General features: G+C 39.6%; 15 protein-coding genes and 1 pseudogene. 4 read left to right on the top strand and 12 right to left on the bottom strand.

Annotation, left to right across the window (positions count from 1 at the left end; genetic code table 11):
* Positions 1-20: 20 nt before the first annotated feature.
* On the bottom strand, positions 21-995 hold the full coding sequence (locus tag HHK01_RS07485) for a F510_1955 family glycosylhydrolase (protein WP_170007206.1): 975 nt from the start codon (positions 993-995) through the stop codon (positions 21-23).
* Positions 996-1,184: 189 nt separating this feature from the next.
* On the opposite strand from HHK01_RS07485, the gene HHK01_RS07480 reads away from it, so the two are divergent.
* The 4 genes and pseudogenes from HHK01_RS07480 to HHK01_RS07465 all read left to right on the top strand — a co-directional run.
* Positions 1,185-3,422 carry a heavy metal translocating P-type ATPase gene (locus HHK01_RS07480; RefSeq protein ID WP_170007205.1) on the top strand — a complete coding sequence of 746 codons (2,238 nt, stop codon included), beginning with the start codon at positions 1,185-1,187 and terminating at the stop codon, positions 3,420-3,422.
* 174 nt (positions 3,423-3,596) lie between these two features.
* Positions 3,597-3,980, top strand: a complete 384-nt coding sequence (locus HHK01_RS07475; protein WP_170007204.1) for an ArsR/SmtB family transcription factor — start codon at positions 3,597-3,599, stop codon at positions 3,978-3,980.
* A 136-nt stretch (positions 3,981-4,116) separates the two neighbouring features.
* A complete protein-coding gene (locus tag HHK01_RS07470; protein ID WP_170007203.1) occupies positions 4,117-5,040 on the top strand; it encodes a cation diffusion facilitator family transporter in 924 nt (307 codons plus the stop codon).
* A 20-nt stretch (positions 5,041-5,060) separates the two neighbouring features.
* Positions 5,061-5,243, top strand: a pseudogene (locus HHK01_RS07465) (FAD-dependent oxidoreductase); the annotation flags it as partial.
* Between the two features lie 99 nt (positions 5,244-5,342).
* On the opposite strand, the gene HHK01_RS07460 reads toward HHK01_RS07465, so the two are convergent.
* The 11 genes from HHK01_RS07460 to HHK01_RS07415 form a co-directional block, all read right to left on the bottom strand.
* Positions 5,343-6,110 carry a ZIP family metal transporter gene (locus HHK01_RS07460; protein ID WP_170007202.1) on the bottom strand — a complete coding sequence of 256 codons (768 nt, stop codon included), beginning with the start codon at positions 6,108-6,110 and terminating at the stop codon, positions 5,343-5,345.
* Positions 6,111-6,195: 85 nt separating this feature from the next.
* Positions 6,196-8,307 (bottom strand): heavy metal translocating P-type ATPase, encoded by a 2,112-nt coding sequence (locus tag HHK01_RS07455; RefSeq protein ID WP_228027732.1) that lies wholly within the window; start codon positions 8,305-8,307, stop codon positions 6,196-6,198.
* 224 nt (positions 8,308-8,531) lie between these two features.
* Positions 8,532-10,430 (bottom strand): copper resistance CopC/CopD family protein, encoded by a 1,899-nt coding sequence (locus tag HHK01_RS07450; RefSeq protein ID WP_170007200.1) that lies wholly within the window; start codon positions 10,428-10,430, stop codon positions 8,532-8,534.
* A 15-nt stretch (positions 10,431-10,445) separates the two neighbouring features.
* Positions 10,446-10,757, bottom strand: a complete 312-nt coding sequence (locus HHK01_RS15545; protein ID WP_228027701.1) for a hypothetical protein — start codon at positions 10,755-10,757, stop codon at positions 10,446-10,448.
* 546 nt (positions 10,758-11,303) lie between these two features.
* Positions 11,304-11,825, bottom strand: coding sequence for a TlpA family protein disulfide reductase (locus HHK01_RS07445; RefSeq protein ID WP_322619385.1), 522 nt, complete (start codon positions 11,823-11,825; stop codon positions 11,304-11,306).
* 26 nt (positions 11,826-11,851) lie between these two features.
* Positions 11,852-11,971 (bottom strand): CcmD family protein, encoded by a 120-nt coding sequence (locus tag HHK01_RS15910; protein WP_228027731.1) that lies wholly within the window; start codon positions 11,969-11,971, stop codon positions 11,852-11,854.
* Between the two features lie 21 nt (positions 11,972-11,992).
* Positions 11,993-12,667, bottom strand: coding sequence for a cytochrome c biogenesis protein (locus tag HHK01_RS07435; RefSeq protein ID WP_170007198.1), 675 nt, complete (start codon positions 12,665-12,667; stop codon positions 11,993-11,995).
* A gap of 4 nt (positions 12,668-12,671) precedes the next feature.
* Positions 12,672-13,349 carry a heme exporter protein CcmB gene (locus HHK01_RS07430; protein WP_170007197.1) on the bottom strand — a complete coding sequence of 226 codons (678 nt, stop codon included), beginning with the start codon at positions 13,347-13,349 and terminating at the stop codon, positions 12,672-12,674.
* 4 nt (positions 13,350-13,353) lie between these two features.
* Positions 13,354-14,049 (bottom strand): ABC transporter ATP-binding protein, encoded by a 696-nt coding sequence (locus HHK01_RS07425; RefSeq protein WP_170007196.1) that lies wholly within the window; start codon positions 14,047-14,049, stop codon positions 13,354-13,356.
* The gene (locus tag HHK01_RS07420) at positions 14,050-14,982 is read right to left on the bottom strand and encodes a hypothetical protein (RefSeq protein WP_170007195.1); all 933 of its coding nucleotides are present in this window, start codon (positions 14,980-14,982) and stop codon (positions 14,050-14,052) included.
* A 10-nt stretch (positions 14,983-14,992) separates the two neighbouring features.
* Positions 14,993-15,319, bottom strand: a complete 327-nt coding sequence (locus HHK01_RS07415; protein ID WP_170007194.1) for a hypothetical protein — start codon at positions 15,317-15,319, stop codon at positions 14,993-14,995.
* Positions 15,320-15,338: the final 19 nt, after the last annotated feature.

The raw sequence follows: 15,338 nt of genomic DNA, 5'->3' as shown, positions 1-15,338 counted from the left end.
TCTTTTTACATTTTCCTTTATTATTGTTCTACAGTTTCTATAGTCATGCCTTGTCCTTCATTTACGATCTGTTCCCATTCATTTCCACCATCTGAAGTCATATACATATTTACCTTCATTGTGCCAAATACGATCTTCTCAGGATTTGCAGGACTTTCTGCAATGTAGCTTACCGCATCTTCAGTCAGTTCAGGAATTGGCAATGTCTTCATGCTATCCGGATTTGCAGGATCTACCTTGACTAACTCTGCATTGTTTTGATACGTACCGACGAGCAGCATACCGTCACTCGTGAACGTGACACCTGTTATCCCCACTCCATCAAGGATCGTTGTAAACGAATCCCCGTTATCCTCAGAGTACAACAGACCCGTTTGTGTTCCTACAGCAACAACAGCTGGGTCGCTTGGATGCACTGCAAGTGATGTCGGCGCTTCTTCCAGACCGCTCATAGCACTTTTCGTCCATGTTCCTGCGTCATCTGTAGAATAATACAAACCTTCTTCACTCATTTGTGAATTAGGAGCAGCGTTAAACGCATAGAGTGCATGAGAAGCGTAGCCAGCTGCGAAAAGATGAAAGTCTGATTCGCCACTTAAACCAAGTGTTTGCAGGTCTTGTCCATTCTCTTCAGCCTTCACAACTCCAAAAGGATTCACTAAATCAGAGTCTGGTCCAGGATGTCCACTGCTATAAAAGCCATCATCGACCTTTGAAAATCCCATATAATCGTTTTCAGGAGCATCTGGTGTCGTCCACTGTCCACCTGAGAATGTCTTTAATCCTGAATGGGCTGGTGCGTAAATGGTCTCACCGTCTGCTGATATGCCTAATCCATGTAGATCCGGTAGTTCCACATTACCAGCACTTTTATTGCCTAAGAAGTTAATTGCGATCAAGGTTCCTAGTGCAATGACCAGTACGGATAACCATAAGATCATTGTAGATTTTCCTTGAGAGGAATTGTTTTTTCTTTTTTTTGTTGACTTTCCCATAACTTTTTTATCCTCCTATGATGTACTCTGAACTACTTTACACAATAAATATGAAGAAAATATGGAGATCCTCTAAAATATATCATAGTTTGTACATGTTTTTATCTCGTCACGGTACACAAATGTTTAATCTCGATTATATTCGGTTAATATACCCATAGATTGCATTATGAAGAGAGGTGCATGTACATGGAAAATGATCCACGTCAAAACAAAAAATCTCATCACAAATCCGAACACGAGCAAACCGATCACCATGACCATAGCGGAGGCAATCACGACCACAATAGTCACCACGACCATGATGGAGGAGGCCATGATCACGGCAGTCACCACGAGCATGGCGGTGAGGGACACGACCACGGCAGTCACCACGAGCATGGCGGTGGGGGACACGACCACGGCGGTCACCACGACCATGGCGGTGGGGGACACGACCACGGCGGTCACCACGAGCATGGCGGTGGGGGACACGACCACGGCAGTCATCACGAGCATATGATTGAGGATTTTAAAAAACGTTTCTATATATCACTAGTTTTAACCGTCCCAATTTTGATCTTGTCACCTATGATACAAGACTTTCTTGGGTTTAGTTGGCAGTTTCCCGGAAGTATGATAGTGCTGTTTGGGCTAGCCACTATCGTCTTTTTTTACGGCGGATGGCCGTTCTTAACAGGCATGGTAAGCGAAATCAAGCAAAAAAACCCTGGTATGATGACGCTCATATCACTCGCTATCGTCGTGGCTTATGGCTACAGTACGTTAGCTGTGTTTAATTTAACGGAGAGTAACTTCTTTTGGGAGCTTGCCACACTGATTGACATTATGCTCCTTGGTCATTGGATTGAAATGCGTTCTGTCATGAATGCATCCAACGCATTGGAAGAGCTGGCAAAGCTCATGCCAAAAGAAGCGCACTTACTAAATGAGGACGGAAGCGTAACAGATGTTCCTATTTCACAAATTCAAGAAGGAAACCGCGTCCTTGTAAAACCAGGTGAGAAGGTTCCTGCTGATGGACAAATTAGTAAAGGGGAATCTTCCATTGATGAATCCATGTTAACTGGAGAGTCCATTCCTGTTACTAAAACGAAAAACGATCAAGTCATCGGTGGTTCCATTAATGGAGAAGGATCGCTCACTGTGATTGTCCAGAACACAGGTGAGGAAAGTTACCTGAATCAAGTCGTCAATCTCGTTAGTGAGGCGCAAAACTCAAAGTCACGTACACAAGACTTGTCAAACAGAGCTGCGAAATGGTTGTTTTATATCGCATTATTGGCGGGTATACTCACGTTTGTCATATGGATTTCACTAGGTTACCCGCTAGCTTTCGCACTAGAAAGAACGGTCACTGTGATGATCATTTCTTGCCCGCACGCACTCGGACTGGCTGCACCTCTTGTCGTGGCAGTCTCCACTGCAAAGTCTGCCAAGCGAGGACTGTTAATTCGTAATCGAGCAAGCTTTGAAAATGCAAGAAATCTACAGGCTGTCGTTTTTGATAAAACAGGGACACTCACTGAAGGGGCATTCGGCGTGACTGATATTGTGACGACAGATGGCGTAGATGAAGAAACGATGTTACGCTTTGCAGCATCGCTAGAATCGCAATCTGAACACCCGATTGCTCGCGGGATTGTGGAAGAAGCCAGTAACAGACAGTATACAGTAGTAGAACCTGAAACATTTGAGTCGCTAACCGGTAAAGGCTTAACCGGTACCGTCGATGGTAAAGAAGTAAAAGTCGTTAGTCCTGGATATGTGACCGATCAACAAATACCTTATCCTGAAGACGACTTTAATGCGATGTCAGCGGACGGCAAAACCGTTGTGTTTGTCATTATTGATAATGAGCTACAAGGGATGATTGCTCTTGCTGACCGAATTAGAGAAAGCTCCTTCAATGCTATTAAGCGATTGAAGGAAATGGGTATTGAAGCGATGATGCTAACAGGTGATAATCGCCAAGTAGCGCAATGGGTCGGAAAGCAGCTTGATTTAGATCAAATTTATGCAGAAGTTTTACCCCATAACAAATCTGATAAAATTAAGGAGATTAAGCAACGTGGAGTAAAGGTGGCTATGACTGGTGACGGTGTGAATGACGCTCCCGCATTAGCGAACGCTGATTTAGGAATTGCTGTCGGGGCTGGTACAGATGTAGCAATGGAATCAGCAGATGTGATTCTTGTGCGCAGCAACCCTGAAGATGTGGTTTCCATATTTGAAATGTCGAAAGCGACCTATCGAAAAATGATCCAAAACCTTTGGTGGGCTGCTGGCTACAATATTTTGGCTATCCCACTAGCAGCCGGTGTTTTATATTCATTCGGTATTTTGCTTAGTCCAGCAATAGGTGCTGTTTTGATGTCATTGAGCACCGTTATCGTGGCGATCAATGCCAAACTATTTAAAGTTTGACACAGAAATAGATGGGATAACCCGTCTTAACGCTAGTTCAAAACACAGTTTCTTAATAGAAAAAATAGTACGCATTTCTTTTACTTGCGTACTATTTTTTTGGTGTGCATTGACAATCTAACAGTCGTCAGAATATAATTTAATCAAATGATCATTTGATTAAGAGGTGATGAAATGGAAACGAAACATACTGATCTTTGCGAAATAGAATGTGTGGAACAGGAGAAGGTAGAGCGAGTGCAAAATGAACTGACCGCTATCCCTGTTTCCCCGATTGCCCAATGGTTTAAAATATTAGGTGATGAAACACGTCTAAAAATTGCGTATTCATTGGCTGAAGCTAAAGAATTGTGCGTTTGCGACGTGGCTTATGCTACCGGATGTTCAATAGCCACAGCATCGCATCACTTGCGGACGTTAAAAAAAGCAGGGCTCGCGAAGTATCGTAAAGAGGGAAAACGTGCATTCTATTCATTAGATGATGCTCATGTCACAATTATATTAGAATTGTCCAAAACTCACGCTCAACATGTAGCAAGGAGTGAAGCGGATAATTGAATGGTATAAATTATCTTGGAGAGAGGATGCCAACTGTTTTTAGATGGGGGAGCGATGTTCATACACTACGTTCGTAAACTCGATATGTGCGAATTTAATTTACTCAAATTCTTATGCATGGAAGGCAGGAAGATAAATGGGACACCATCATCACGGTCATGATCACGGTCATGATCATTTTCATGGACAGCGTAATCAAAACAGAAAAGGACTTTTAATTGCTTTAGTCATTACGACTGGGATCATGATATTAGAGTTTTTCGGCGGATTGATCACGAATAGTTTGGCATTATTAGCAGATAGCGGACACATGTTATCAGATGCAAGTGCCCTTGCACTCAGTTTAGTAGCGATTTGGTTCGCTAACCGTGCTGCTTCTTCAAGAAAAACGTATGGATACTATCGATTTGAAATATTAGCAGCACTACTGAATGCGGTAACACTTTTTGTCATTGCCGGGTTCATCGTTTATGAGGCATATGGTCGGTTTTTTGCACCTCCTAGTGTAGCAAGTGGTTCCATGATGATCATCGCTTCTGTTGGACTGCTGGCAAATATCGTGAGTGCCTGGTCGCTAATGCGTAATGGAGATGTAAAGGAGAATGTAAATTTACGAAGCGCGTATCTTCACGTGCTAGGGGATGCTTTAGGATCTGTCGGTGCAATAGTGGCAGGAATGCTCATGATGCTATTTGAGTGGTATGTAGCCGACCCAATTATCTCGGTTATCGTAGCTTTGTTAATTCTGAAAAGTGCTTGGGGGATTCTGCAACACAGTATTCATATTTTGATGGAAGGAACTCCTCTTGCGGTCGACCATGAAGAAATAAACACTTTATTACTAGGTATCGATGGTGTGAAGGACGTTCATGACCTACATATCTGGACAATTACATCAGGACTTGACTCGTTAAGCTGTCACTTAGTCGTTCATGACGAAAAAGACGAACAACACATTTTACAAAACGCACTTCTCTTAGTCCGCGAACACTGCAAAATTGAACATGCAACGATTCAAATAGAGAAATCGAAGCTCGAGCACGGGGAATTACCTATATAATTCACATCGAAGGAGTAAGGTCTGCTGGATGCTTCACCTTATTTAGACCCGGCCAGAATAATGACTTTGGCGATTTTATCCGTCAACCTGAAGGACGGCTACACTTTGCGGGGGAGCATACTTCTTCATTAAATGGATGGATAGAAGGAGCTGTTGAGTCCGGTATTCGTGCTGCGTTTGAAGTTAATCAACGGTCAGTATGATAGAAAAGGGAGTAACTCTTCTCCATCATGCAACTTCCGATAATTTATATTATGTAAACTAGAAATCATAAACTATAAAAGAGGGTAATCGTTTATAGTTTATTCTAACCCTACGATTCCTATCAGCGAGGACGCAAAATAAAATACAATTACACCTAGCAAAACGAAAAGCCCTATCCGCCTATTTTCAGACTGGTTGACCACAGGTAGTAAGTCCGTTGCAGCAACATATAGAAAAACCCCTGCTGAAAAAGAAAGACCCATTCTTGCAAACGACTCACTAACCCCTTCAGGAGCAATTCCTGTATGGCTTACTATCCATACTATTCCCCCTCCTAGAATGGTTGATAACGCCAAAACAGCTGAAGCAATAAATGCCTTTTTCCTATCATCAAACGCTGCCAGAATAATCGATGAGATTGTTAAACCATCAGGGATTTTATGTAGTAAAACCGCTGTAAATACAAGAAAACCTAACGCTCCACTCACTTCAAAACCAGCTACAATCGAAACCCCATCAAAAAAGCTGTGAATACCCATGCCCAAAAAGGCACCTAATCCAGCTGTTTTTTGGCTCAATTTTTCCTTATGCGTTTCATACCCGAAATGAAAATGAGTGGTTAGGATGCGTTGAAAAGCAAACACTGTAAGAAATCCGAAAAGTATAAAAACAGCATTTCCGGAGGCATCATCTAAACCCTCTGGTATCAAATCAAGGATCGCAATAGTTAACAAAAAACCCGCGCTAAACGCCATTAAATAGTTTAATGATCGTGCAGACCACTTCTTCCTAACAACGATAAGCCCGCCAACAAGGTTGGCAAACGCAGTAATCAATACAAGCGCTACGACTGTCCATGAAATCATTTTTAGCTTTTCACCCTCTTTCTAAAAACAAAATATCTAAGTAACCCTATTGTAATAGGGTTACTTAGATTTCAAGCAAATAAACTTATTTAAGTGGGTTAATTTTTAAGAGCCTCATTGCATTTAATACGACAAGCACTGCTGCAATTACATCTGCTAGCGCAACGAAAAGCAGTGATGCCCACCCTGGTACAATCAGGATCATCGTTAGTATGTTAATCCCATTCGAAAACCAAATATTTTGCTTAATATTACGAACTGTTGCCCGGCTTAACCGAACAGTAAATGGAAGTTTTGTCAAATCATCTGCCATTAAGGCAATGTCAGCCGTCTCAAGGGCGGCATCAGTACCGGCCACACCCATTGCTATCCCTAAGTTTGCGGTTGCGAGTGCCGGTGCATCATTAATACCGTCACCAACCATCGCGATTTTACCGTGCTTTTGCTGTAATTCCTTCACAGCCTTTACTTTATCCTCAGGTAATAATTCTGCACGGAAGTCATCCACACCAATTTTGCTAGCAATTGCTTGGGCAGTCGCCTGATTGTCACCCGTCAACATAATTGTACGTTCAATGCCTGACTCTTTAAGACGAGCGATGGCATCTTTACTTGACTCACGTACTTCATCAGCAACAGCAACAATCCCGATAACCTTTTCCTTTGTACCTAAAATCATAGCCGTCTTTCCTTCTTTTTGCAATCGCTCGATATCTTTCTGGACTTGGTTTAAATCAGTACCTAACTCGTTAAATAGGCGGGGGTTTCCAATATAATAGGAAACTCCATCCACTTTCCCTTGGGCTCCTTTCCCAGTAATGGCTGAAAAGTCCTCTGCTTCAGGTAATGTAATTTTCTCACGCTCTGCGCGGCGTACAATCGCTGTAGCCAATGGATGTTCCGAATATTTCTCCAATGCCGCGGAGATTGCCAAAAATTCCTTTTCGGATATGCCATTTACAGCAATGATATCTGTTACTTCTGGACGACCTACAGTAAGTGTCCCTGTTTTATCGAAGGCAATCGCCTTTATAACCCCTGCATCTTCTAGGAATACACCGCCCTTAATTAACACACCATTTTTCGCGGAGTTCCCGATCGCTGAAATAATGGAAACAGGGCTAGAAATGACGAGGGCGCACGGACATGCTGCAATAAGCAGAGCTAATCCTCGATAAATCCAATCGGCCCATACTCCACCAAAAAATAATGGGGGAACAATAGTAATTAATACAGCAAGTACAATGACGATAGGCGTATAAACTTTGGCAAACTTATCAATGTACTCTTGGCTTTTCGCTCTCTGTCCCTGGGCTTCTTGGACAAGATGAATAATCTTAGCCAAAGTTGTATCATCAACACGTTTTGTGACCTTTACTTGAAGGGAACCTTGCTGATTGATTGTACCGGCAAAGACTTCGTCGCCTGCGATCTTTTCAACCGGCATTGATTCACCAGTAATAGCAGCCTGGTTAATTGAGGACGAACCTTTAACAATGGTTCCGTCCATCGCAAGTTTGTCACCTGGTTTAACAATCATCACGTCATCCACTAGGATTTCTTCAACGGCAAGTCGCATTTCCTCGCCATTCCTGATAATGGTTGCTTCATTTGGCGCTAGATCCATTAACGCCTTAATCGAATTCCGCGCTTTTTCCAATGTGTAGGCGGAAAGCGTATTGCTTAGCGAGAAGAAAATTACAACTAATGATGCTTCAATCCAAGCCCCAATCGCGGCGGCCCCAATAACCGCAATAGTCATGAGGACGTTCATATCAAAATTCAATTTTCGCAAGCCATATAAACCGCTCCGTGCAGTCTTATAGCCACCAATAATAATAGAAAGAGCTAATAAGCTAACTTCTGCTACCTCGTAACCAGCTAATCCAATGAGCCAGCCTGCGAGGAAGAGGACCGTTGATATACCTGTAATAATTGGATTTTTATAGGCCTGCATGAAAGACTTCGGTTCATCCTCGTCTTTTACCCCCATAGGTTTAGCGGTTACGCCTTCTTTCTCCGCTTCTTTTATAACCTTTTCGTATGGGACTTCACCTTCAACAATTAGATTTGAGGCACCGAAGTTTAAAGTGGCTTTAATGGTACCTGGCAAATCTGAGACTCTCTGCTCAACCTGAGCAGCACAATCTGGTCAGTGAAGTCCTGATAGTAAATAAGTTGTTCGCGGTGCTTCCATTGCTTTTTCTGCTACTGTCATTTGTTTTTTCTCCTTTTATTTACAAAATTGGTTTTTCGAAAAACTTCCCTGTTCCACATTATTTTACTATTTAATTAATTATTCTCGTGGAAATTTTTCGTCATTATATACAAAATATTCCGAATACCTTAGTCATTAAAAACTGGAACCCATAAAATTATTAAGAATTCCAGTTCGATGCGTCTTCTACCTGAATGCATACCTTATTCATTTAAGCGATATTCCCCAGGGACCACAACTTTATATTGATAATTTAATAAATTTCCACTTGATGTTTTCGCCTCCACTTGCATAATCACTGTACCTGCTGCATGTAGAAGATTCCCTGTTAATTTAAACGTGTTTTTATTTACTTTAAAAGCATCATACGCTACTTCATAAGATGGTGGCATGGAAAGCACAACATTTACACTCTCTATCTCATCTTTAAAGCTAAGTGTTAGCTCATTAACGCCTATAAATTGAGGTGAGAATGTGACATCTAATTTTGCATCTTCGTTAGAAGTGCTTTCCAAGTAAACTCCTTGTTCTGCAGTACTTGGAGAACCCACTACAAGAATAGAAGCAAATAATAAAACGAAAAGTCCATAAACAAATTCAACTTTTAAGCGTCCTTGAAACTTACCGACAAAACTACTTACCATTCTTTTGATATATTTTCGTTGCATAAATCCGATCATAAGAATGACAAAAGTTAGTAAAGTTTTAACTAACAATGCCTTTCCCCATTGACTATCCACAAAGCTTTTAAATGAAAAGGAAGGAACGTATTGGAATGTCATATATACACCTGTAAAAGCTAGAACAACTATACTCCAGAAAGCAATCCTTGAAAATTTTGACCCATTTCGTTGAATATATTCAAAAAGTTGATCCTTACGAGGGATAATAATTATTGCGAGTATCCCACCTAACCACAGTGCAGCTGCAAATATATGCATTTCATTTACAAGAAGTGTTGGCCACCCTCCGTATCTTGGGTACGATGAATGTCCAGTAATAAATGGTATGAGGGAGAGACCGGCCCCATATAACCAAGGTTGCCCTTTTTTATATAGATAGCCAACAAAGAATACTGCAACCTGAATGATAGGTACCCAAACGAATTTCAATGAGATAAAGTCGGTTAGATTTAAATCATTTAATTCTACTTTTAATTCGTATAAAATAATTGAGATTCCAACAAGGCTGGTGAAAAGAAAAAATGCACTATATATTTTCCACCTACGGAATAATGCCTCATCTTTTCGTGAGGTATATGCAATCACACTCCCTCCAAAAAGAATGGAAGCTCCTGTAAGCCATAACCAATACCCTAACTGTTTTACTCCGATGTCTGGAAACCAACTTTTTTTGACTGCCGGACCGTTCTGAACTTCTGTAATCGGTGTGAACTCATTAACTGCAAAATAAAATACATCTATGATATCAGGTGTGCTTACATCAGCATTTTCAGCAGGTCTTGCATACCAAGTGACCTGATATGTACCATCTTTAATAGGTTGATCAATGGCCACTGTGAGATGGTTGGGATTTTGTGGGTCTACCACTGGCTGCTGTAATAGTACATTTCCCTGTTTATCGTCAAATAATCCTATGGCCGTCAACTGAGCTGGTTGGTTAAACCAGAGATCAATTTGTTTCGGCTGGCCCGTTATAATTTCACCATCAGAGGGTGTTTGTTTAATTAATTTTAGCCCCGTACTTTCTTCAGACATTTCAGGGGATGAAATTTCATATGCAATTTCATCTTTAATAACATATCCGTCCAATGCCATCACTTTGATCTCTACAGTATATCTGCCTTTAGGTAATTTTTCTGGAATGTCCGCTGTAATATGTAATTTGCTATTTGGATCATTAATAGTTTTGCCTATATTATATTCTTCCCCATTACTTCCATATAATTTTATCGAATCGGAGTAAGTAACGACAGGATCTCCAAACCATATGTCAATAGTACCTGGACTCTGTTCTAGCTTCTCCCCATCTTCTGGACTTGTTTTTTCAATTGAAGAGTGAGCGAGTGCGCTATTGGGAATGAATAAGAATAAAAACAAAAGACCGACTGTAACTTTTATAAATTGATAAATACCGTTCAATAAGATCACCTCTAACTAATAATACCAGTATATAAAGATTTCGTTGATTGCGATTAAACCTAGTAACACATATGCAGAGTTACGAATAATCCCCTTCCATTTCGGTTTATTTAGAACCTTTAAATCTAACTCAAATCCATAAATTATTAGACAAAGAATGAGTATGGGTGAGACGGTCACAAATGTATATAAAAGTGGAAGAAAAACGACATTAATAACATTGGCATCTGAGAGAAACGATAATCGTATCGAAATGACTTGACGTATAGGATCATTATAAAAAGGAAAAATAAACCCAATTAGAAGCGAAACCACGCCCGCATTCATATTTATCGAGTATTTTTTTCTTTTTAAGTAGAATATACTTATCAAAACTAAGATCACAATAAGGCCTAATACCTTTGTTAAAAAACTGGATATAAGAAGAAGCCAATAACTTCCGAACAATGGGACGAATAAAGTGATAACCATTAATCCTATATAATTACCTGAAATAAAATAAAGCAACTCTCTTATGTAAGTGAACTTGTTGTTCCTTAATATAAATAAAAAACAAATAAAAATGAAATTGCTCACAACTTGACTTAACGTAAAAACTCCCATGACCCCTAATACAATTGCCTTCAAATAGATTGCGTCTAGATCCGTGTAAAAAGGCCATATATTTCGCTGAAAATAGGAAGTGATTGCTGTTAAAAGTTCAACCCAGTCAGAACTCATAAAATCCTCCCATAGAAAATGATTTACCCTTAAAAAGACAACCTAGATGAGCAGGTTGTCTTTTTAGAATTGAAAATGGTTCCGCACTTAAACGCGACGACAATAGATATACGAATTTTACCGTGAATCATGATGAATGACAAGCAAGACCGATTATTTGAGTGGTTCTTTTTTATATTTGTTAACAGTCTCAACTATAAACTCTTTTGTCATTGGACCTATATAGTGAAATTGTATAATCCCGTTTTCGTCAATAAAAAAGGTTTCAGGTTGACCAATTACACCGTAAGGATTAGCCATCGAATCGTTATAGTCTAATAGATAGGTTGAAGTGGAATTGAATTCTTCAATAAATTCCACAACATTTATCTTAGGCTCTGCCCGACTTAAAATTAAAAGTTTGGCTTGATCTCCATACTCTTCTTCAAAAGCTTGAAGCTCAGGGGCCTCCTCCCGACACGGAGGGCACCAAGAGGCAAAGAAGTTCAGTATAACAAACTCTCCTCGGTAGTCTGACAAGCTTACTTGTTCTCCGGACACACTTTCTAAAGTAAAATCAGGAGCAGGATCCCCCGCTTTTGCAGCAGTTGAATTTTTACCTAGATTAATTGCCATCACAGCAAATGCAGCTCCTATTGCTACTATAATAAGTATTCTTACTAACTTACGGGCCAATCCAATCACCCCCACTCTATCTTTTACTAATCCATCTTGATATTTTCCAATTGTTTCGATATTTTCTTCTGTTGGTTATGTATACGAATAACATAACCAAGAATCCCCATCCAAACAATCAATACTCCTATAAATAAAAAGTTCATCATTATCCTCCCTTTCTTTTATTATATATTGATTTCTTTCATTTTCTCCTTTTGCTTTTCATGGAAAAAACGGTAAATTAATAATGTGAAAAATAGAAGCTGAAAAGCAAGAATACTAAAAAACAATGTTTGTGACATTTCAGTTGGCATATAAACGCCATTCTTATCAATGACCTTCGGATGAATCGTTCTCCACCACATGACAGAAAAATAAACTAGTGGCACATCTATAAAACCAATAATCCCAAATATAGCGGCAAATTTTCGATGGCGTTCATCCCCATCAACAGACGCTCTAATGAATAAATAGGCAATGTAAATGAACCATAGGATCAGTGATGTAACTAAGCGTGGATCGTCCCAAACCCACCATGCATTCCAAACAGGCCTTGCCCATAAGGAACCAGTTACCAGTACGAATGTCGTAAAGAGAACCCCAATTTCCGCTGCCGATAGTGCAAGATAATCCCATTTTTTATTTTTTGTATATAAATATAGAATTCCTCCAACGAACACAATCCCAAAAGCGACAAAAGCGACAAACGCACTTGGGACGTGGAAATACATGATCCGTTGAATATCCCCCATATACTTTTCGGTTGGAGCATAGAAAAAGGCCATGTATAACTGAATAAAAATAGCGATTGCGGTAATGAAAGTAAGTGGAACTTTTGTTGCGTTTAGTACACTATTCATAAAGTTACACCTCCAATAAGTAATCGAATAAAAACAGTGGAATGATGGTAAATAATACGTTATAGCTTACTAACAGTGTAAGCCATAAATTTTGTGACATCTCCACTGAAGGATATAATGCCATTGCCGTTAATTGAACGATTCCTAAGAATAGTGGAATGCTAAGTGGAAAAAGCATGATTGGCAATAATAATTCTGTAATCCTACTTGATTGTGCAAGGGTCGCTAGAAACACACCCATTGCCACAAATCCCCAACTCCCCAATACTAATGTCGCGATTAATAGCCCTAGTGACTGGGGGTAAGGCTGCTTAACAAACATAAAAAAAGCAGGTACGGAAATGGCGATCACTACGAATACCAACAGCAAATTCCCCAAAAGTTTCCCGAGATATAATGCCCCTTTGTCTAATGGAGAAACTAATAGTCCAACTAGTGCGCCATTCTCTTTTTCGGTTGCAACGATTCTGTTAAACCCTAACATGGCAGATAGAAGAATAGGTAACCAAAGCACCCCAGGGGCTAATGTCTGCATGGCTTCTAAATTTGTATCGAAAGCAATATTTAAAAACACTTGAAATAGGAGCGCAAATATTACCATTGAGTAGAGGAGCGACTTTTGACGGAATTCTATCGTTAAATCCCTCTTCAAAATTAATAGTGTCTGTTTATAGAAATTCATTTTTCTACCTTTCCAATAAGGAGCGATACGTATTTATAAAAGGTTCAAAGGAACTTTGTGAACATTTTTTATTTAGTACTATTTTCCCATCATGCAGGAGAATGGCTCGCTCACAAAGTTCAAAGGCATGCTTTACATCGTGACTCACTAAAATATATCCGTTCCCCAGATGCTTATGTTCTGCAAGCATCCCTTCTATTATTACTTTGGATTTTAAATCCAACCCATCAAACGGTTCATCTAAAAGAAGGTACTCAGGTTGATGGACTAACGCTCTTGCAATGGATAAGCGTTGTTTCATACCTTTAGAATATGTACCGACAGGCTTATCCATTACGCGTCCCAATTGAACTTTGTGAAGCAAGGAGTCAATATAACGCTCGTCAGCTTTCCCATAAAGATGCTGATAAAAACGTAAATTTTCTTGAGATGTTAAAGAATCATATAAAAAGTTTTCTGGAAAAACGACTCCTACATTATTCTTCCATGATCTTTCACTTATTCCATCGGGTAACATAAGATTGCCACCGGTGGGCTTATGTAATAACGCAATGATTTTCAACAACGTTGATTTCCCAACGCCATTTCCCCCAATAAACGCTATTGATTCACCCTTTTCCCAAGAAAAACTGATTGATTTTAAGATTTTTCTATTATCAATCGCAAACTCAAGATTATGAAGTTCTAAAATGATGGTCACCTACCTGAGTTCAGCTATGATCCTTTTTATCTTCTCTTTGATATCGGCATAACTCTCCGTATATGTTTTTTCACTAATTATTCTCGATTGATAATCCTTTTCTAACTGAACCATATCCTTTAATAATAATTCCTTCTCCGTTTTGAGCCATGTGCGCTTAGGCTTTACATGGTTATTGTTGCTCTGCTGGTTGTCTCTCTTCAGTCCAATTAATGTCATAGTGAGTGCCACTATGATGATCAAAATTGTTATGATTGCCTTCCCGTATCCTTCCCCATGATCACCAAGTATCTTATATCCATCCTCTGTAAAGCCTGATGGTGATGATTCCGCAACCGGATTGGAATTCTCTTGTCCGCTTGTTCCACCAATATAAGTAAAACCAAGTGTCCAAGGTGTATCCGGGTGCAGATCTGCTCTCGTAAAACGTCTAAATTCTTGACCGTTCATTTCAAATAAATCAGATTGTGTTATTAAATTGTTTGCTTGAAAGGAGAATACCCCAGGTTGTATAATAATTTGATTCATTTCAACTACATAAGCTGTTTCAAGCGACCATTGAGATATATTCTCGATGAGAGGCATATTATACGTAATAATAATCCTTTTTTCTTTCCCCGCATCAAGACCTGTAGTATCTACAATTCCTTTTTCGGTTACTTGCATATTCGTTTCTTCTAGCCCCGACTGTAGTTGCAAATCTGAATACCCTTCAGGTAAATATATAGGTAATTGCTCTTCTTTGTTCTCCCCGCTATTATTAAAGGTCATAATCTGAACAAGTTGAATGGTATTCTCGCTAATAGGCGTCGCGATAATACTTTGATCAATTATTCTAACGGGATATTTCCCATCAGCAAATGTTTTATCCGGACTTAAGAGAAAGGGGAGCATGAGCATGAGTGACAAAATGATAAATACTTTACTTTTCATAAACATCCTCCTACTTGACGCAGCCTTTTTCGAGTGCTAGGCGAATTTCATTATCTACCATTTTTTCAATCTCAGTTATATCGTCTTTAGAGTGTGAAACATATTTGGCTGCCTCTAAGGTTAGCTTGTTTTTCATCTCTAAATAGTCCTGTTCATTAATCTTTTCCATCTGGTAATCGTATTCTAATTCAGAAAGCTGTAAAAATGCTTGTTCTTTTCTATCGTCAAACTTATCTTGTTCATCTTCTACCCTTCCGTTCTTTTTTTTAAAAAAAGGAGAGGATAGCACATATATAGCGATAACTGCAACGAGACCCATGAAAACTTCAGCACTCATCTTGGTGTTCTCCTTTCTT

The organism is Bacillus fonticola, assembly GCF_012955605.1.
GTDB classification, from domain to species: Bacteria; Bacillota; Bacilli; order Bacillales; family JC228; genus Bacillus_CG; species Bacillus_CG fonticola.
This window is presented reverse-complemented; position numbering and strand designations above follow the sequence as displayed.

Coding starts and splice junctions, on each gene's coding strand:
- HHK01_RS07485 (WP_170007206.1), bottom strand. CDS start 995: ATGGGAAAGTCAACAAAAAAAAGAAAAAACAATTCCTCTCAAGGAAAA.
- HHK01_RS07480 (WP_170007205.1), top strand. CDS start 1,185: ATGGAAAATGATCCACGTCAAAACAAAAAATCTCATCACAAATCCGAA.
- HHK01_RS07475 (WP_170007204.1), top strand. CDS start 3,597: ATGGAAACGAAACATACTGATCTTTGCGAAATAGAATGTGTGGAACAG.
- HHK01_RS07470 (WP_170007203.1), top strand. CDS start 4,117: ATGGGACACCATCATCACGGTCATGATCACGGTCATGATCATTTTCAT.
- HHK01_RS07460 (WP_170007202.1), bottom strand. CDS start 6,110: ATGATTTCATGGACAGTCGTAGCGCTTGTATTGATTACTGCGTTTGCC.
- HHK01_RS15545 (WP_228027701.1), bottom strand. CDS start 10,757: ATGAATGCGGGCGTGGTTTCGCTTCTAATTGGGTTTATTTTTCCTTTT.
- HHK01_RS15910 (WP_228027731.1), bottom strand. CDS start 11,971: ATGAACTTTTTATTTATAGGAGTATTGATTGTTTGGATGGGGATTCTT.
- HHK01_RS07435 (WP_170007198.1), bottom strand. CDS start 12,667: ATGAATAGTGTACTAAACGCAACAAAAGTTCCACTTACTTTCATTACC.
- HHK01_RS07430 (WP_170007197.1), bottom strand. CDS start 13,349: ATGAATTTCTATAAACAGACACTATTAATTTTGAAGAGGGATTTAACG.
- HHK01_RS07420 (WP_170007195.1), bottom strand. CDS start 14,982: ATGAAAAGTAAAGTATTTATCATTTTGTCACTCATGCTCATGCTCCCC.
- HHK01_RS07415 (WP_170007194.1), bottom strand. CDS start 15,319: ATGAGTGCTGAAGTTTTCATGGGTCTCGTTGCAGTTATCGCTATATAT.